An 18,109-nucleotide genomic window follows, 5' to 3' on the forward strand; every position below is an offset into this window, starting at 1 on the left:
TTATTGAGTTTGATGAAATTTGTATCAGACAAAAGAGATCAACAATCTCATAGTGAAGGCTTAACCGGAAAATAAAAAAAGGTTGAGTTTAAAGAAAAGTCTTTGAAAAAAGATACTTGAACATAAAAACAATAGTAACCCAATAAACCCAGAATATGGCAGATACAGTAAACACCCAGACTACAGATGCAGTAACACAGACGAATGTTACGGTACTTGGTGAGTCTCCCGCACAGGCTATGAGTATGCTTTACCAGATGGCCACCCATGCCAGTGGAATTTCCATTCAGAATTCTGTAACGAATCAGCAGAACTTGAACCAGCTCAACCCAGCGATTGTTGCAGATGCCATTAAAATTTTAAAAGGATAACCTAAAACCTTACAATCATGAGTGAACACAACAGTGAAACCCAACAATCCCAGGCAGCAAATGCTACCACTCCGGCGGAGAAAGCTGTAGTATTTGTGAACAGTGAGGTATTGGCTCCCCCTAAGGCTTCCCCAATGACCGGAGTAACGAAAGTAATGATAGAACAGTCTACAGGAATGATGGTTCAGGATTTACAGTCTTTTTTAAAAGGATTCGAACAGGTAGGTTTGATTGCATTAAGCAGGCTAGCTAATAATTTACTGACGTATGGAACCACTTTCGGGCCTGCTCCCGGAAGTAAAGAAACCTCTGTTCAGATGGCCGAGAATCTTCAGGGCCAGGATGCAGGAAAAGGCAATGAAATGATGAAGGACTTATTCAAAATGGTAAGTGAATATGCTGAAGTAAAGGCTAAAATTTCCAATACTATTTATAATGTGAACACCCTTCCAGTCTCAGAAGCACTTCCTTCTCCCCCATCTTATACGGAAGTTTCCCCTGAGATTGAAGATTCTGAAAAAAAAAACGAGTAGATCCGGTTTCGGAAGAAGTCTCATCAGAAAAGGAAGGTATGAGAAAAAGCTTTATCACGGCTGATCATGGGGGAAAATTAGTATTAAAGTCAGTAAAACTGACACAGCCACTTGTAAAACCAGAGATTAAAGAAGCAGTAATTCCTTCAGTAGAGCCTGAAGATAAGCCAAAGAAAAAAACAATCATCAACCAAATCATTGAAAAAATTAAAATAAATAAGAGATGAATTATTCCTCAGTAACTAAACCCGCAAAAATTTTAAATCTAGAAAGTTTAAACGATTTAAATGAACGACTTTACCTGGTCAAAGACCATGATAATGATTATTTTGATACCAAAAGTGCAGATGCCAAAAGGACAGAAAACAATGCAGAGCGTTTTGTATTTAATCTTCAAACATCCAATATTAATATACAACCCTCTGTAAGACTGGTCAACTGCCTCAACAGAAATAGTAAAAGATACAATCAGTTTCAGTGTTTTGTGGTGGAACCTATAGATAAATCAACGGGAATTGCCGTGATCATGGTCAAACTGGATGATCCAAAGGTGTTTTATTGTAATGTCAGAATTATGCCTCTTACCACCTTAAGTGACATTGCTGTTCCTGATTATGATTCAAAACTTCTAACGGTCAATCTTGAAAAATCAAAATGCATCCTTAAAGCAGATATTACGATCACTCCATCTGATACAGGTGAAGCACAATATTCAGTACATGATGTAGATGTGGCTGCTATTTCTGACCTGGCTACCCAGGAGGAAACAATAGCCTTAAAAAGGGAACTGGAATTTCAGGCCTCCAAGCTGATTGCTCATTATTTCCAGGAAATCCTGAGTATTGTGGTGAACGAAGCGATTCCACCTGGTAAATCTCTTATCATTCCGGATGATTATATCCTTACACTTCCTCCACACCAGCTGAAAGAAATGTTATCTGCCAGTACTATTGCGGCATGTGTAGCATTGGAAATTACAGGGTATAATGTATTGAAAGAAATCAACCGTGACTGGAAGGCTGCGTCTGCATTTATTAATTATCTGCTGTAATAATTTTTACAACATTTAAAGCAATATGTATGCGCAGAAGAACCAGAAAGAAAGCTCCCGCCTATAAACCTCCGATTCCTGTATCGGAACCTGAAGTTGTGGAAAAAGAAATCATGCCTTTTGTTTTAAGACATGAAGATGAAATCATCAATTATATCAGGGATAAAGCCATCAAAGAGACGATGAAGTCATTGGCTCCTCTGCTGGAAAAGCTTGAAGAAGCCGTTAAACAACAGGAATCTGCCCAGGTTCAGGCTGTCACACCAGATCCACCGGATACTCCTGTGATGAATTATGAAGAACAGCTGAAAAAGCTTCAGGAGGCCTCTACAGCAAAGGTAAAAGAGAAAGAACTCAAAATAATGGACCGGATGAATAAACTGAATGCCAGATTTGGAAACATCCGACCATAGAACCCCCAAAATCCACTATTATTATGAACGAAATCGATGCAATGATTACAGGAATGTCTACCGCTGTACCTCAGGCGATCACCACACAGGTAAGTGCACATTCTACGGGAGCAATGCAGATCAATTCTGCCTTGAACCAGCAGCGAAATAATATGACTGCCATGAGCAACTATGTCATGGGCTTAAAAAAAATGAGTCCGAAAAACAGTAAAATAAAGGAACTGGAGATATTTAGAAAAGAACGTTTCTAATTTCAATTTTATCACTACAGATGCGGTCTGTTTCCTGCAAAGATGAAAGCTGGTGCCCTCAATATATACAATCAGGTCAACATTTATCCTGCACCGCCTTTCAGATGCTGCCAATGTACAAAACAATCATTCAGAATCCATCTTTAGCCCAAAGGAATCCAGCATTGTCAGCATACCCGCAGTAGAAATTTATTTTTAAGACAGATATTAAAAATAAAGACCGCATCCTTTTATCAGAAAAAACAGGCTTTAAACTCGCGCAGATTTTACAGAGAGGGTTTCAATCATTGTATTCAGAGCCACCCTTCAGATTTAAATATTCATAACTATCACCTGTCTATACCAATGTCTTTGAAATGTATTCATCTGAAGATCTGTGGTGAGTTTAAAACTCAAATAGTAAACTAGTTTACCTCAAATAATTATTAACCGAGATCAGATCTCAACAAAAACAATTACAATTATGCCAGTTAATGAACAAATCACAGACGCAGTAACGCAATCTAACGTGAAAGTAGTAGGAGAATCTCCTGCAATGGCTTTAGCCAACGTGTACCAATCTGCAGCACATTCAACAGGAATTATGTTTGAAAATGCAGTAAACGCACAGAACCAACAGAATATTTTAGGTCAGGCAGCTACTACTCAGGGTATTCTGCAGATCTATAGCCTGGACACGGTAGCAGATGCAGTTTCTATTGCAAAGATTCTTAAGCCGTAGTTTTTAACTTTTTCGAAAAAAGTAATCATCCCAGCCGGAAAATCCGGTTGTTTTTTAACCTAATAAACTATAATCATTATGCCAGTTAATGAACAAATCACAGATGCAGTAACGCAGTCGAACGTAAAGGTAGTAGCAGAATCTCCTGCAATGGCTTTAGCCAACGTATACCAATCTGCTGCGCACTCTACAGGAATCATGTTTGAAAATGCGATGACCGCTCAAAACCAGCATAACATCGTAACGCAGGCAGCTACTACGCAGGGAATCTCTCAGATCTACACGAAGGATACGATAGCTGATGCCATTTCTATTGCTAAAATTCTTAAACCTTAATTAAAACAATTCTATAAAGCCGGAACAGCCGGTTATTTTAACCCAATAAACAATAATCATTATGCCAGTAAACGAAAAAATCACAGACGCAGTAACGCAATCAAACGTAAAAGTAGTAGCAGAATCTCCAGCAATGGCTTTGGCCAACGTATATCAATCTGCTGCACATTCTACAGGAATCATGTTTGAGAATGCAGTAAATACCCAAAACCAACAAAATATTGTTACCCAGGCAGCTACTACTCAGGGAATCACTCAGATCTACAGCCTGGATACGATAGCAGATGCGGTTTCAATGGCTAAAATCCTTAATCCGTAATCCATTTTTGCGAACAGCTTACATTTCATTATCCGAACAACCGGAAAATCCGGTTGTTTTTAACCTCAACTAAACAATAATCATTATGCCAGTAAACGAACAAATCACAGACGCAGTAACACAGTCGAACGTAAAGGTAGTTGCAGAATCTCCTGCAGTAGCTTTAAGCAACGTATATCAGACCGCAGCACATTCTACAGGAATTATGTTTGAAAACGCTGTGAGTGCACAAAACCAGCAGAACATTGTTACCCAGGCAGCTACTACACAAGGTATTGCACAGATCTACAGTCTGGATACCATAGCTGATGCGGTTTCTATGGCTAAAATCCTTAATCCATAATCCATTTGCGGACCTCTTTTAAAACTATTATCAAAACAGCCGGAAAATCCGGTACTTTTAACCCCAATAAACAATAATCATTATGCCAGTAAACGAACAAATCACAGACGCAGTAACGCAATCGAACGTAAAAGTAGTAGCAGAATCTCCTGCAATGGCTTTAAGTAACGTATATCAATCAGCTGCACATTCTACAGGAATTATGTTTGAAAATGCAGTGAATGCACAAAACCAGCAAAATATTTTAGGTCAGGCAGCCACTACACAGGGTATTTTGCAGATCTATAGCCTGGACACTGTAGCCGATGCAGTTTCTATTGCTAAAGTATTGAATCCTAAATTATAGTGTGTTTTTAGATTTCTTGTGATCAGGGAGTACATCATGTACTCCCTGATTCTTTTTGGATACAGACTACTTGTCAAATAACACTATTTCATCAGGATCTATCACCTTATTTTGTACGGCATAAATAACCAGTCCTGCCATATTTTTTACGCCTGTTTTGATCATCAGGTTGGTTTTATGCGTTTCTACGGTTTTCGGAGAAATAAAAAGAGAATCAGCAATTTCCTTGGTGCTGAGCTGCTGGCAAACCAATCGCAGAACATCTATTTCTCTTTCGGTGAGTTCATTCCTGGAAAACGCATGAAATTCCGGGAGTTTATTGGAAAGCTGAGTTCTCATGACATCAATTTGATCATTGGAAAAATAATGTCCTGTGTGGTGAACGGTTTTGATGACAGCCAATAATTCTTCTAATTCAATTTCTTTAGGCAAAAAAGCATGGGCTCCCATTTTCAACATTTGTCCCATGAATGAGCGGCGGTAAAAGCTGGAAAGAACGATAATTTTTGTTTCCGATTCTCTTTTGGTGAGTTCAGCCATTACTTCCAGACCGTCACCGTTTGTCATCCTAAGATCCAGAATCAGAATATCTAAGGTTACGGAATTTTGCTGTGTGAGAAACTGATGTCCACCTGTAGCTGTCATTACCACCTGATAGTCACCATTATTTTCAATATAATTTTTTAAAAGCTGTACAAACAGCAGGTCGTCATCTACAATTCCGATTTTAATTTTTGAGTTTTCCATGTTTATTTTTTATTGTATGGCCATACAGGCTATGAATTTTGTTCCTTTTTGAGGTTCTGTTTTAAGTTTATAGATTGCTTTAATTTTTTGTGCTCTTGACTGAATATTCCTCAGACCAATACCTCCGGAATGGGTTTCTATGATAAACCCGCGCCCGTTATCTTCTATGGTTAATATCAGATAATTCTGAGAGATTCTTAAGGACACCTCTACTCTGGTAGCTTCAGCATGTTTTAAAATATTGGTTATCAATTCCTGTAAGATTCTGAAAAGATTCAGTTTTACAGGATTACTGATGGGTGTACTTATCGTGATATGCCGGAAAATGACTTCTATGCTTTTATTGACCTGATCAAGATAATCGGCAATTAAATCTTCCAGCTCAATCTCATCAAGATCAGGCGGGGTAAGATTATGGGATAATTCGCGTATCAGCTGCATAGATTTTTTTAAATCACGATTAAGCTCTTCAGGGTTTTTATCATTAAGGTTCAAACGGATAAGATTCAACTGTGAAATAATATTATCATGAAGTTCTTCTGCCAGACGTTCCCTGTCCTGTTCCTGTAAAAGCAGCATACTCTCCCAATATTCATTTTTTGTATTCCGAACCATTCGGGAAACCTTCTGTTTATTTTTTTTAATACTATTTAAATAACTAATAACCAATAATGTAATGAATAATGTTGTTAAAAAAAACAGTCCAATTCCGATCCATATCCATACAACTATCTGATCCTGATTTTCCCAACGCCACATCCCAGATTAATAAAAGCAATATAAAAAAACAATAGCAGGAAACCTCTGAAAAGCCAGATAGGAGCTACCCAGTTCAGATGGTTGCTGATTAAAAAATTATAGGTAGTAGATATGAGACATTCGATAGAAAAAAACAAGAAAACAATGATATTCACGATAAACATATCCCTATCTGTCCTACCTTCCCTTATGATCTTCATAAAATAAGAGGAGGCATAACTACAAATAATAATACTGGTGATAATATTGGAATAAAAAGTAATCTGTGTATCTCCTTGTACATACAACACATTCGTAACTAACACCAATATTGCATAACAATAGATCATCCATCTCAGCTCACGGGAAAGCTGGATATAATAATTGCTATAGATCACCGTAAGAATCATCAAACCAAAAAACTGGCTTAATGTATAATTGTAGGTATTGAAAGTATTTAACTTCATCAGCCTTCCGGCCAAATCTGTCAGTTCCAGCATGAATTCTCCTGAAAGAAGTATGATTACAGGAAGTTTCGTTTTTTCCCTTTCTTTTATCAATAGAATCAGCCCTGTACATAAGACCAGGTTAATAATGATCTGCAAATACAGGGATAAACTGTTATACGAAAACACTGGTGCTTACCTTCAAAAGTTGATAATCATTAAGAGTATCAATAATGGTAAAAGGAGGTCTTGGAGTAGAATAATTTTCTGCGGTTTCACTCATATGATCAATCGCCAGACTTTTCATGGTAATAATTTCGATATGATAAGGAAAATCTGTGTCCTTTTTTTCTAAATCATCAGTAAGTCCAAAGAAACTGGCACACGTCTGTCCGCCAGCAATTCCCATTTTTTCATAATCCGAAAACGGAATGGAAATAAGCTGAAAGATATCTTCTTTTTTCTGAGCCTTCAGCCATGACGTACTAAACATATTCCATCGGAAACTACGGTTAATAGCAGATTCTGATGTGATTGGAGGAACATTTACTGCAATATCGTTACTGCTTTCTATTTTTGATTCATTGAACTCAAGTAAAAAATCTTTAGTAATGATTGTACTGAAATTGGCATCTTTATCGCTTTTAGAATCAATCAGGAAAAATTTCAGCTGATCTTCATGAATCCCTACATAAGCATGAATCATTTTCAGTTCTGCGGTTTCAAGATTTCTTTTCCATTGTTCAATCTCTTCCCCTGAAACACTGAAGTGGGTTCCCTGATTCAAATAATTCAAAATTTGTTTACCATTTGTATCAATTCCGTTTTTATAAGAATCAATAAGATTTTTCCATTTTCTGATGGCTTTAAAGATGTTTTCAGTAGTCATGATAATATTTATTTGTGAATGATAATTATTTTATGTGTTGAAATTTACAAAAAAAACAGACTGCTATTTATTTTTAAATCACATTCAAGTGGAAAATAAAATATAATGAAGTTAAAATGACTATTTCTTCTTTTTTTCATAAAATTAAATGAGAAACACCTCTTATCTTTGCATCAGAAAACACCTCATTTAAATAAACACCAGCGTATGATTCCATTTCACGAGCTTATATTTTTCATTCTGGCGGCACTCATCTTAGTGATCAGCCCCGGTCCCAATATGATTTACCTCATTTCAAAGTCTATAACACAGGGGAAAAAGTCTGGTTTTATCTCATTAGCCGGAGTAGTATGCGGATTTTTATTCCATATCATCATGGTTTCTTTTGGTCTGACCGCTGTTTTACTGGCCGTACCATTCGCTTATACCATTCTTAAGGCAGCGGGAACGTTGTACCTTTTATATCTTGCCTATCAGGCGATCAAACCCAACGGCAGGAATATTTTTGATGTTGATAAAAGCAGTTCTCATGACAGTCCCAAAAAGCTTTTTACCATTGGTTTTTTAACGAATGTCCTGAATCCAAAAGTGGCAGTCTTTTATCTGTCTTTCTTCCCTCAGTTCATCAAACCTGAGTATGGTTCCATATTCACTCAAAGCCTGGAGCTTGGTGTTATTCAGGTTCTGATCAGCTTCAGCATTAATTTTATCATTGTCTTAACTGCTGCAAGAGTTTCCTTATTCTTTTCCAATAATCCGGTCTGGATAAAAGTCCAGAAATGGTTTATGGCCAGCGTACTGACTTATCTGGCGATAAAAATGGCATTTTCTAAAGCAAAATAAAATCCGGAACAGGTTTCTTTCTGTTCCGAATTCTGTTGTATATTCATATAAAATCTGACTTGAAGAAAGCATCATGGTTATGCACCGCGAATTTGAGATTAATATTCGGGGTATAAAACTGTGAAAATACGTAATTTTACCATTGCGTATTATCCTCATCACAACAGGTTTAAAGATGAAACAGACCATTCCCACTTATGATTTAAACGGTATTTCCCCTCATCAGTTCCATGTCAAAAGAATGGATAAAAGTACTCAGGAAGCTGAGGATATTCTTTTGGACAAAGGAATACACCGGGACAGTCACTATATTTTTACCTGTATGGAAAGCGGACATGTAAGAATGATGGTGGATTTTAAAACGATTGAAGCCAAAGATTCCACTCTTTTCTGTGTATTGCCGGGACAGGTACATCAGGGACTTTTAATGAAAGACGTCTGTGGGTGGTTTGTCGCGGTAAAAGCAGAGCTTGTTCCTGATGCAGTACGTACTTTTTTTGATGAATCTCTGGGAGAAATTCAACCGCTGGCTCTGGATAAAAACCTGGTTAAAAAACTCAATACCACAGCCGGTATCCTTCATACTTCCTATACCAACGAGATGCTTTCATCTAAGGAGGGATTCCTGGTGGTTCAGTCATTACTAAATGCATTTCTTGGGATGTTTGCTTTGCTGTATTCCCAGAAAAACAGGTCTCAGGCTTCCGTTGAAAGCCGATCTGTGCAACTGTCAAGAGCCTTCAGAGGTTTAGTTCGAAGAGATTTTAAAACCCTGAAAAGTCCATCAGAATATGCAGAGATTTTAAATATTACAAGAGGGTATTTAACCGAAGCGGTTCGTGAAGTAACAGGAAAACCCGCACAACACTGGATTCATCAGGAAATTTTAATTGAAGCGAAAAGACTACTGGTCTTTACTCATCTGAGCGTAAAAGAAGTAGCCTATGAACTGGGCTACAGTGATCACACCTACTTCAGCCGTTTATTCTCCAAACTGGAAGACCAATCTCCGTCAGAATTCAGAAATCAACACCAATAACACAAACCACGAATAGTCCAATTAATTCCCCGAAACAGCTATCGGTATTTTCTGATTTTGCAACGTCCTTTGCAATAAAAATGATTTATGCCAAGCCTACCAAAATGGATCAATGACACCGTAGAAAATGTTTGGTCCTCAAAATTTAAAGAATGCACTGTTACGCATATAGAAAAAATTACGGAAGACCTTTGCCGTATACGTTTTGAAACAGATTTACAGGAAGTTCCCTATGAACCTGCCTACGCCATAGGAATAAGAATTAACGACCGGGATTTCCGGAATTATTCTCCTTATAATTTCAACAGGGAAGCAGGAACTTTTGATATTTTATTTCACCTTCATGACATTTCTGCCGCCGGAAGCCATTTTGTAACCCAATTGACTCAAGGAGATTCTGTAAAACTTTTAATGCCCAGAGGAAAACAGTTCTTTGCTCCTGAGGCAAAAATTCATTTTTCGGTGGGAGATGAAACGTCTTTGGGAAGTTCTCTTTCCCTCAAAGAAGCCGTGGAGGAATGTGGTTCTTCATTCATTTGTCTTCATGAACTGGAAGAATGTTCCGCTCTTGAGAAACTCAATTTATATGGCTATCACAGTCCTAAAAACAATACCATGAGAATGATTGAAGCTTTGAATGACTTTCTGAGAGAAGAAAAAGAAGCCATTTACAATGATGATGCTGTGTTCTACCTTACCGGAAACGGAGGAAGAATGTCTTTAATCAGGAAATTCCTTAAAGCCAGAGGGGTTTCTCCCAAATGTATAAAATCCCAGGCTTATTGGATTGAAGGGAAAAAGGGTCTGTAAAAAGGAACAACAACAATATTTTCACTTTAATAATGAAACTTTATCTGACAATAGAAAATTATTGCCGGATAAAGTTATCATTACTACATCTTAAAATTTAAATTATTTATGTTTCTTCCCTAATTCTTTTACTTTTCTCAACCATTGAGCCCGCTGCTCATCTTTAGAATTCCGGATAATCCCGATATAAGTTAGTTTAACAGGTTTTACGCCGCAATATTCCAGTATGGATTTTTTAAGCTGATTTACGCTGGGCCTTCCAAAAAACAAACGGTAATACCAACCCGGTTGGTCTAATGTAGTCATTATATGTGCCGTTTTACCTTTCAAAAGCTTATCCCACCAGACAGAATTCTCCCGGTATTTATAAGCCATTCCCGGTAAGAAAAGACGGTCTATGAATCCTTTCATCAGGGCAGGAAATCCTCCCCACCAAACGGGATGTACCCAAACCAAATGATCTGCCCATTGAATAATTTCCCAGGCTTTCATTAAATCCGGCTCCAGTTCCATTCTTTTCTGGTATCCAAACTGCAGATTGGGATTGAAATTTAAATCTCTTATGACGATCTCTTTTACTTCTGCACCTGTTTCTACTGCTCCCAACCGATATGCTTCCGCAAGACCAAAATTGAAGGAATCTTTATTAGGATGTCCGTTGATTATTGCTATTTTCTTCATTGCGTGACATTGATATTAATTGAATCATAAGCATGAAGCTGTGCCATTAAAGATAATGGGTCGTGCAGCTGATGACTGAAGTAGACCTTGTTTTCATGGGGATTTCTCAGCAGCTCTTCTGAGTGCAAAACAGCCGATAAAGCAGTCAGTTCTGCCTGTCCTTTTAAACTCTGAAGGCTCAATTTCTTTTGTCCGGACGGATCTTCAACAACAATTTCAAAAACAGACTGATCTCCATTCCCACTGGAACCGAAAATCATTTTTCTCTCTTTTAAAGATAAAATATTGTAGATCCTCAGGAATTGAAATGCGCCCAGCAACCAGGTAATGAATTTTGAATTATATGTCATTTTCACACTCACATCGGAAATTCTTTCCACCTTATTAAGAATATACAGATCAGGCACATCAAAATTATAAGCACTTCTCTTACCGATTCCAAAGGAAAAATTAAAAGCTTCCGTATCTAGAAAATGTCTGATAGAAACTGGCCTGTCGTTTTGATAATACACAAAAGGAACCGCTACATTTTCTGCCATAAAGTGAGCCGAACTCTCGCCTGCCAGATCCTTCACAGAATAGTATACAAAGAGTTTTACTTCATTGATATCACCTGAATCTGAAAGGGTATTCACCAATCCCGGGACAATCCCGCCCATCCATCCTGAACTGAATACAATTCTGCTGTTCACGTCTGCTTTTCCGGCAATAGCATAAGCTTTTACCAAAGCCGGAGTAGGTTTGGTAATATCCAGATAGTCTATTTGATGAGTAATCGCGAAATGAAGTATATGATCTTCTTTATCATTCACAGAAAGAATGATGAGGTTTATTTTTTTTTCTACAATAACCTTAAAAGAGGAAGGGTCTGTAACATCAATCCTTAGGTCCTTATCCGTTTTTCCCCCTTTTCTTCCGCCAATAAAAACATTGATATGAGGATTTCTTGATTTGAGAATGCGGGAAATCGTTTTTCCTACCAATCCATTTCCTCCGATAATTAAAATATTCTGCTCCATAACTTTTTTTGACAAAAATAGAGCGCTCCTATTTCAATGAGCAGGACAAATGTCTAAAAAGAAATTTCCTTTCTGATACGGCTTAAATCGCGTTGGGTAATTCCCAGATAAGAAGACAGATACTGCAATGGAATATTCTGAATATAGTCAGGATGATTCTTTAATAATGTTTCATATCGTTGCGCTGCGCTGTCTCTCTGAAGCTGAAAAAAACGTGTTTCAAGTTCAAGATATTCCTGCTCTGCAATGATCTTCAAAAATTTCGTCCAGTTGATGCTGTTCTTTACCAACTCATCTACTGCTTCTTTTTTAAGAATAATCAGTTCTGCATTGGTAATAGCCTGCATACTTTCTTTACTGGGACAACCTGAAACAAATGATGAATAGGCAGCAATCATATGATTGGGAAATCTGAAGCAATAGGTCATGTCTTTTCCTTCATCTGAAGTATAAAAAGAACGGAAAATACCAGATTTCACCAATCCTACTTCTTTGCAAAGTTCGCCTTCCTGTATGAAATAATCATTTTTATTAACGAGTCTTAACTCGGAAAATTTCAGGAATTCTTCAATTTCATCTTCTGAAAACAGATTAAAGCTTCTAAAGTAATCATGTATCATCATTCTTCAAATTAAGTGCATTCTAATAAAACACGAAAATAGATAAAAGATGAATGCAACATGCTTTATAAATGCGAAGTTTTCATTTTTTCTAAGATTTTATTTTAAGTGAGAAGGCAAAATCAATTTCATGGATTCTTTCTAAGTGAATATAACCAGAAAAAGAAACTATTAAAAAAGCACTTGAAATTCAAGTGCTTCCTGTTTATCTTTCTAAAGAGTTATTAAATTTTTTAATTGCATCTGCTAACTGATTCCGTTTGCTTTTATCCATTATTTTGGAAGGATAAGGATTAGATTTAAATTCTTCACGTTTTCTTAAATATTCCTCTCTACTTACTGGAATTCCATTTTGGAGTTGAGCAATTTCTACCTGCTTCTTTTCAATACCAATCGTTTTAAATGTATCATAACCTTTGATATCTTCAACCTCCATAACAAGCCCTGGTAAACCCTTAAATCTATACGGCCCTTCAGATATAGGAATTTCCTTTGTATACCAGGCTATATATTGTCTTTTATTAAAGGTTGTAGTTGCTTTTTTACATCTATATCCTAAAATTATTTTCTCATCTTTAAAATTAGCCTCCCATTTTGGTGATTCTCCTTCAAAAGTAAATAAATCAGTTCCAAGACGGCTTGTAACAAAGTTTTTTCCATTGGCACGATATACTGAATAATCAACTTTTGGTTTTGCAATTTTACCCGCGTCAATTTTTGCCATTCCTCCTGAATTTTTAGCAATCATGAGTTCTGTTTCAATTGATTTACGACGTTGCAAAAAGGCATCACTATAATAAAGGGAAGAACTAGAATTTAAATCTAAAATCATCATTTCCTCCATTCTGTTAGCCAAATCAGTAGTGTCTTTCGTTGTACTATAAAGAAACTTTACTTCCAATTCTGAAAGGTTTTTCTGTTCCTTATCCATTTTATTTTGAGCAGACAAACAGCCAGCTACACACAAAGCTAAAAACAAACGTATTTTCATAATCATTTAAGCATAACCCCAAACAGTTATAGCTGCATCACATTCTTCTTCCATTCTGTCTATTTCTACCTCAATACAACTTATTGAAGATCCACCTAATTCAATAAACTCGGTATAGCCACACGATGATTTAATTTGAATTGGATTATAAAAAAATACTTTTTTATGCTCTAATTTTTCTATGTTTTCTTTTACTCCTAAATTTTTTGCACCTGCTAGCCCTGTAATACTGAACATTGTTAGTAATAATAATTTTTTCATAATTTTTTGTGTAATGATTAGTTTTAAATTAAAAACTCATTTCAAAAATATTAAAATAATTCAAACAAAAATGAATTATTTTTTTATGTTAACTTACTATGTTCTAATCACTTTTAAAAAATTCAGAATATAGCGTTCAATTTCATTACGAAAATCATTAAGGCTATTAAAAAGATTTTTTCATGAGTGTTTCAATACTATTTAAATATCTATTTTTTTGACAACTTAGTTTTGATAATGATTTCATTAGGTCTTATAAACTTCAATTAACAGCAAAAAAAAATCATCTCAGGACGAGATGATATACCGTTTTGAATTTACTTGAGTTATTTATGAAGATATGAATGATGTTTTGTTGTAACAAAGATAAGCCAGTCCCGGTTTTTATCCATCAGTGGAATCCCTAGAATTATATCCGTAAAAATACGGTTGTATAAAAAGAAAAGCCCTGCAGGAAATACCTTACAGGACTTTGGTTTATCTAACAATTCTTCTGTTTATTGTTTAGAATTCAAAATGTAAAGTAATGATTATCATATACTTTTGATCCTAAACTTATCTTTATTAAATTAAAGAGGGCTTACCAATTGCAGGAACCATTCTTTAACTTCTCCATCTAAATGAGGAGCCAGCTTTTCTTCACAGGTTTTATGGTAACCATTCAGCCATTCAATTTCATTTTCTGAAAGAATTTCCTTCACTACAGTGTCTTTAAAGAATGGGCAGAACGTCAATGTTTCAAACTCATAGAATGTTCCGTGAATTGTTTTTTCTGCTTCTTTTACTGCGATCAGGTTTTCATGGCGAATTCCATAATGACCTTCCAGATAATATCCAGGTTCGTTTGAACAAACCATTCCCGGAAGAAGTTCCTGAGGATTCAGGTCTTTTCTGATGTTTTGTGGTCCTTCGTGTACATTCATGAAGCTTCCTACCCCATGTCCTGTTCCGTGGTTGAAGTCTTTACCTTCCATCCATAACGGAAGCCTTGCAATAGCATCAAGGTGTACACCTTTTGTTCCTTTTGGGAATTTCACCATGGATAAACGGATCAATCCCTGTAATACCAATGTTGAATTTCTTTTAAACTCTTCTGAAGGTGTTCCTAAAGCAAAAGTTCTCGTAATATCTGTAGTTCCTTCAAGATACTGACCTCCTGAGTCTACGAGGATTGTTTCCTGGTTGGTAACATCTTTACTTCCTTCTTTTTTGGCAGAATAATGCATGATTGCACCGTTATCTTTATATCCTACGATAGATCCAAAGCTTTCTCCGACAAAATTTTCTCCTTCAGCACGGAAGCCTCTCAGTTTTTCCCCGATGGAATATTCATTCATTGCTTCTTTTCCAGCATTGTGAGTTAACCAGTAAAGGAATTTCACCATCGCTACTCCATCTCTTACCATTACTGTTCTGAAACCTTCCAGCTCAGCTTCATTTTTCTGAGCTTTCATCAGATTTCCGGGAACCGGAGCTTTGATAAACTGATTGTCTGTTTTTAATGTTTCGAAAATCTGCTGGTTGCTGTTTGGAGAAACCAATACTTTTTCATTTTTGAATGTCTTCAGATAATTGTAGAATTCTTCGTACGGCATCATTTTCACAAAGGCATCATCCATTTGTTTTCTTGCAGCCACTTCCATTTTTTCTAATCCTGTGAACAGCACCGCATCATTTTTAGTAATCACGATATATCCTAAAAATACAGGATTGCTGTCTACATCACTTCCTCTCAGGTTCAGTGTCCAGGCAACATCATCCAGGCTTGAGATAATATGTACGGTAGCTTCCTGTTCTTCCATTTTCTGACGGATTGCAGAAATTTTATCGGATACCGATTTCCCTGCTCTTTCTACCGGATGTACAAAAATTGGATTGGCAGATGGAGTTCCTCTTTCTTTCCAAACTTCTTTTAAAAGTGGAAAATCTACCAGCGTAATATTTTTTGAATTCAATTTTTGAGAAAGCAATTCCCAGTTTGCATTGGAAGCTGCCACAGCATTTACCGCCACTTTACCGCCGGAAGGAATTTCTGAAATGATCCAGTCGATATAGTGGGGAGTTCCTTCCATACCATCTTTGAAAAGGTCGATTCCTGAACCATCCAGCTCGATAGCGGCTTGAGTAAAGTATCTTCCGTCTGTCCAAAGCCCGGCTTTATCCTTGGTAACCACCACAAAACCAGCGGAACCTAAGAAACCTGACAGCCAAGCTCTCTCCTGCCATTCTTCAGGAAGGTATTCACTCATATGCGGGTCTGCAGAATATACTATAAATGCATCAACATTATTTTTCTGCATTTCTTCACGAAGTGCAGCAACTTTTTCCTTTGAAGTCATTATTTTTATTTTTAACCACCGAAAGTTACAAAAAATTTGATGTCTGAAGGGTAAATCTACTGCCTATTTTGCTTAATAATCTGTTATTTTTAATGGGCTCTAAAAAAAATCAAACCCTTAAACATATTCAATAAAAAAAACCATTTTCAAGTAAAAAAAACTACCACATTATCAAAATAATAAATTTTTGGAAGGATTATTGCTTCATTCTACTTCATGAAACAGCAAAACTACAATAACCACAGGAAATTTTATCCGCCACATCATTTTATTTATCTTCCATTGCTTATTATACTGGAGATTTTAGGAATTTACAAAATCTGGGATGATCCTGGAAATCAGCTGGTCTGGATACTCTTTTCTGTTGTGATTTTTTTGCTTTTTTATCTGGCATTTATGACACGGCAGCATTATGCACTGGGACTTCAAAACCGGATGGTAATTCTGGAGTTTAAGCAGCGTTATTTCGAGATTTTCAATAAAAGATCTGATGAAACTGCTGAAAAACTGAGATTTGACCAGATTGCTGCCTTGAGATTTACCTATGATGATGAATTCAAAGAGCTTTTATACAAAGCACTTCATGAAAACATCTCAGGAGACGAAATTAAAAGGTCTATAAAAAAATGGAGGGCTGACCGACTCAGAATCTAACACACCCACAAAATATATACTTATGAAAAAATGGAGCTTTTATAGTATTACGATATTAAGTTTGTTGACACTAACAAGTTGTGAAGCAGTAGAAACGATTTTTAAGGCAGGAATGTGGTGGGGAATAATCTTAGTCTGTGTGATAGTAGGGATTCTTTTACTGATTTTTTCGAAGGGTAAAAACTCTTAACCATGTTTTATGGAGAAGAATACAGATTTGGAGATCATTTCTCACCTAAAGCCTTCAAAAATTGTTAAAATAATGAAGGATCCGGAAGCTTCTGCAAAGGCGGTACATCTCGTATATACCACCGATGCAGAAACCGACGGAATTACCCGTAAGAAAACCGGAAACACATATTCCTATTATAAAGACGGCAAAAAGATAAAAGATAAGGAAGAAATTACCAGAATCAAAAGTCTTGTTATTCCGCCTGCCTGGGAAAATGTATGGATCTGTGCTCTTGATAATGGCCACCTTCAGGCAACAGGCTTTGATGTCAAAAAAAGAAAACAATACCGCTACCATCCTCTTTGGAGCGCTTTAAGAAATCATACCAAATTTTACAGAATGCTTCAGTTCGGGTATGCGCTACCGGACATCCGGCTGCATATAGAACAGGATCTGGCGCTGAGAAATTTTGAAAAACGAAAAATCCTGGCCTTAATTGTAAGCCTTATGCAAAGAACCAATATCCGTATTGGAAATAATGTCTATGAAAAACTGTATGGTTCTTTTGGCCTGACCACTTTAAAGGATAAACATGTAAAGGTAAACGGACAGAAAATCTCTTTTTCTTTTAAAGGAAAGAAAGGCATTATGCATCAAATCGACCTTAAAAGTAAAAGGCTGGCGAGGCTGGTTCAGAAATGCAAGGATATTCCCGGAAAAGAACTTTTCCAGTATTTTGATGATGAGGGAAACCGGCATTCAATAGATTCCGGAATGGTAAACGATTATATTAAAGAAATAAGCGGTGAGGATTTTACGGCAAAAGATTTCAGAACATGGTCCGGAACAGTGAGTGCTCTGATTGCTTTTAAAGAAATCGGGTATGCAGAAAATGATTCTCAGTATAAAAAGAAAGTAAAAGAAGCCCTGGATATCGTTGCAGAAAATCTGGGAAATACCTCTGCTGTCTGTAGAAAATATTATGTTCATCCATTGGTCATCAATCTTTACGAGAACAATACCATCAAAAAATATCTTGATGAGCTGGAAGTTATTGAAGAAAATGACGGAAAAGCCGATCTGACAAAAGAGGAAAAGCTGGTTCTGAAAATTCTTGAAAACGAGAGAATGTGAGAAGATGGAAGAAAGGAAGCAGGGAGATGGAAGTTCTGAAAT

At 36.6% G+C, this 18,109-nt stretch carries 26 protein-coding genes; 16 read left to right on the top strand and 10 right to left on the bottom strand.

The features are described 5' to 3' along the window. Positions 1–155: 155 nt before the first annotated feature. From ACWPWS_RS14235 to ACWPWS_RS14285, 11 genes are all read left to right on the top strand, one after another. Entirely contained in the window at positions 156–371 is a 216-nt protein-coding gene (locus tag ACWPWS_RS14235) for a RebB family R body protein (protein ID WP_047433885.1), read from the top strand. Between the two features lie 17 nt (positions 372–388). After that, the gene (locus ACWPWS_RS14240; RefSeq protein WP_105680917.1) at positions 389–904 is read left to right on the top strand and encodes a hypothetical protein; all 516 of its coding nucleotides are present in this window, start codon (positions 389–391) and stop codon (positions 902–904) included. A gap of 38 nt (positions 905–942) precedes the next feature. Beyond that, a complete protein-coding gene (locus ACWPWS_RS14245) occupies positions 943–1,131 on the top strand; it encodes a hypothetical protein (RefSeq protein WP_209788652.1) in 189 nt (62 codons plus the stop codon). Continuing rightward, entirely contained in the window at positions 1,128–1,955 is an 828-nt protein-coding gene (locus ACWPWS_RS14250; RefSeq protein WP_454046954.1) for a hypothetical protein, read from the top strand. The genes ACWPWS_RS14245 and ACWPWS_RS14250 overlap by 4 nt, the downstream gene beginning before the upstream one ends. Before the next feature lie 29 nt (positions 1,956–1,984). After that, positions 1,985–2,368, top strand: a complete 384-nt coding sequence (locus tag ACWPWS_RS14255; RefSeq protein ID WP_454046955.1) for a hypothetical protein — start codon at positions 1,985–1,987, stop codon at positions 2,366–2,368. Positions 2,369–2,391: 23 nt separating this feature from the next. Continuing rightward, positions 2,392–2,619 carry a hypothetical protein gene (locus ACWPWS_RS14260; RefSeq protein WP_309512520.1) on the top strand — a complete coding sequence of 76 codons (228 nt, stop codon included), beginning with the start codon at positions 2,392–2,394 and terminating at the stop codon, positions 2,617–2,619. 463 nt (positions 2,620–3,082) lie between these two features. Continuing rightward, positions 3,083–3,340 carry a RebB family R body protein gene (locus ACWPWS_RS14265; protein ID WP_047378383.1) on the top strand — a complete coding sequence of 86 codons (258 nt, stop codon included), beginning with the start codon at positions 3,083–3,085 and terminating at the stop codon, positions 3,338–3,340. Positions 3,341–3,418: 78 nt separating this feature from the next. Beyond that, on the top strand, positions 3,419–3,676 hold the full coding sequence (locus ACWPWS_RS14270; RefSeq protein ID WP_228421494.1) for a RebB family R body protein: 258 nt from the start codon (positions 3,419–3,421) through the stop codon (positions 3,674–3,676). A 61-nt stretch (positions 3,677–3,737) separates the two neighbouring features. Further along, positions 3,738–3,995: a RebB family R body protein gene (locus tag ACWPWS_RS14275; protein ID WP_047387826.1), complete on the top strand. Its 258-nt coding sequence runs from the start codon at positions 3,738–3,740 to the stop codon at positions 3,993–3,995. A gap of 85 nt (positions 3,996–4,080) precedes the next feature. Next, positions 4,081–4,338, top strand: a complete 258-nt coding sequence (locus ACWPWS_RS14280; protein WP_047421299.1) for a RebB family R body protein — start codon at positions 4,081–4,083, stop codon at positions 4,336–4,338. 82 nt (positions 4,339–4,420) lie between these two features. After that, positions 4,421–4,684: a RebB family R body protein gene (locus tag ACWPWS_RS14285; RefSeq protein ID WP_047378387.1), complete on the top strand. Its 264-nt coding sequence runs from the start codon at positions 4,421–4,423 to the stop codon at positions 4,682–4,684. A gap of 66 nt (positions 4,685–4,750) precedes the next feature. On the opposite strand, the gene ACWPWS_RS14290 is transcribed toward ACWPWS_RS14285, so the two are convergent. From ACWPWS_RS14290 to ACWPWS_RS14305, 4 genes are all read right to left on the bottom strand, one after another. After that, positions 4,751–5,431 carry a response regulator transcription factor gene (locus ACWPWS_RS14290; RefSeq protein ID WP_454046956.1) on the bottom strand — a complete coding sequence of 227 codons (681 nt, stop codon included), beginning with the start codon at positions 5,429–5,431 and terminating at the stop codon, positions 4,751–4,753. 9 nt (positions 5,432–5,440) lie between these two features. Further along, entirely contained in the window at positions 5,441–6,046 is a 606-nt protein-coding gene (locus ACWPWS_RS14295) for a sensor histidine kinase (protein WP_454046957.1), read from the bottom strand. Between the two features lie 113 nt (positions 6,047–6,159). Continuing rightward, entirely contained in the window at positions 6,160–6,774 is a 615-nt protein-coding gene (locus ACWPWS_RS14300) for a hypothetical protein (protein ID WP_454046958.1), read from the bottom strand. A 16-nt stretch (positions 6,775–6,790) separates the two neighbouring features. Beyond that, positions 6,791–7,504 carry a hypothetical protein gene (locus ACWPWS_RS14305; RefSeq protein WP_454046959.1) on the bottom strand — a complete coding sequence of 238 codons (714 nt, stop codon included), beginning with the start codon at positions 7,502–7,504 and terminating at the stop codon, positions 6,791–6,793. Between the two features lie 207 nt (positions 7,505–7,711). Between ACWPWS_RS14305 and ACWPWS_RS14310 the strand changes: the two genes are divergently transcribed. The 3 genes from ACWPWS_RS14310 to ACWPWS_RS14320 all read left to right on the top strand — a co-directional run bounded on the left by ACWPWS_RS14310 (position 7,712) and on the right by ACWPWS_RS14320 (position 10,196). Then, positions 7,712–8,347 carry a LysE family translocator gene (locus ACWPWS_RS14310; protein ID WP_454046960.1) on the top strand — a complete coding sequence of 212 codons (636 nt, stop codon included), beginning with the start codon at positions 7,712–7,714 and terminating at the stop codon, positions 8,345–8,347. Positions 8,348–8,522: 175 nt separating this feature from the next. Next, positions 8,523–9,386 carry a helix-turn-helix domain-containing protein gene (locus tag ACWPWS_RS14315; RefSeq protein WP_454046961.1) on the top strand — a complete coding sequence of 288 codons (864 nt, stop codon included), beginning with the start codon at positions 8,523–8,525 and terminating at the stop codon, positions 9,384–9,386. A gap of 87 nt (positions 9,387–9,473) precedes the next feature. Then, positions 9,474–10,196 (top strand): siderophore-interacting protein, encoded by a 723-nt coding sequence (locus ACWPWS_RS14320; RefSeq protein ID WP_454046962.1) that lies wholly within the window; start codon positions 9,474–9,476, stop codon positions 10,194–10,196. A 102-nt stretch (positions 10,197–10,298) separates the two neighbouring features. On the opposite strand, the gene ACWPWS_RS14325 is transcribed toward ACWPWS_RS14320, so the two are convergent. The 6 genes from ACWPWS_RS14325 to ACWPWS_RS14350 form a co-directional block, all read right to left on the bottom strand. After that, complete coding sequence (locus ACWPWS_RS14325; RefSeq protein ID WP_454046963.1) at positions 10,299–10,877, bottom strand: NAD(P)H-dependent oxidoreductase; 579 nt, start codon at positions 10,875–10,877, stop codon at positions 10,299–10,301. Next, on the bottom strand, positions 10,874–11,896 hold the full coding sequence (locus ACWPWS_RS14330) for a saccharopine dehydrogenase (RefSeq protein ID WP_454046964.1): 1,023 nt from the start codon (positions 11,894–11,896) through the stop codon (positions 10,874–10,876). The genes ACWPWS_RS14325 and ACWPWS_RS14330 overlap by 4 nt, the downstream gene beginning before the upstream one ends. Before the next feature lie 53 nt (positions 11,897–11,949). Further along, positions 11,950–12,516 carry a Crp/Fnr family transcriptional regulator gene (locus tag ACWPWS_RS14335; RefSeq protein ID WP_454048194.1) on the bottom strand — a complete coding sequence of 189 codons (567 nt, stop codon included), beginning with the start codon at positions 12,514–12,516 and terminating at the stop codon, positions 11,950–11,952. A gap of 205 nt (positions 12,517–12,721) precedes the next feature. Next, positions 12,722–13,507, bottom strand: coding sequence for a GLPGLI family protein (locus ACWPWS_RS14340; protein ID WP_454046965.1), 786 nt, complete (start codon positions 13,505–13,507; stop codon positions 12,722–12,724). Between the two features lie 6 nt (positions 13,508–13,513). Beyond that, positions 13,514–13,768 (bottom strand): hypothetical protein, encoded by a 255-nt coding sequence (locus ACWPWS_RS14345; protein WP_454046966.1) that lies wholly within the window; start codon positions 13,766–13,768, stop codon positions 13,514–13,516. Positions 13,769–14,337: 569 nt separating this feature from the next. Continuing rightward, a complete protein-coding gene (locus ACWPWS_RS14350; RefSeq protein WP_454046967.1) occupies positions 14,338–16,107 on the bottom strand; it encodes an aminopeptidase P family N-terminal domain-containing protein in 1,770 nt (589 codons plus the stop codon). 216 nt (positions 16,108–16,323) lie between these two features. Here ACWPWS_RS14350 and ACWPWS_RS14355 point away from each other — a divergent pair, with 216 nt between their 5' ends. Beyond that, the gene (locus ACWPWS_RS14355; RefSeq protein ID WP_454046968.1) at positions 16,324–16,761 is read left to right on the top strand and encodes a DUF6526 family protein; all 438 of its coding nucleotides are present in this window, start codon (positions 16,324–16,326) and stop codon (positions 16,759–16,761) included. A gap of 199 nt (positions 16,762–16,960) precedes the next feature. After that, the gene (locus ACWPWS_RS14360; protein ID WP_309512524.1) at positions 16,961–18,067 is read left to right on the top strand and encodes a DNA topoisomerase IB; all 1,107 of its coding nucleotides are present in this window, start codon (positions 16,961–16,963) and stop codon (positions 18,065–18,067) included. Positions 18,068–18,109 lie beyond the last annotated feature (42 nt).

The sequence above is a fragment of the Chryseobacterium sp. Marseille-Q8038 genome (assembly GCF_965111995.1).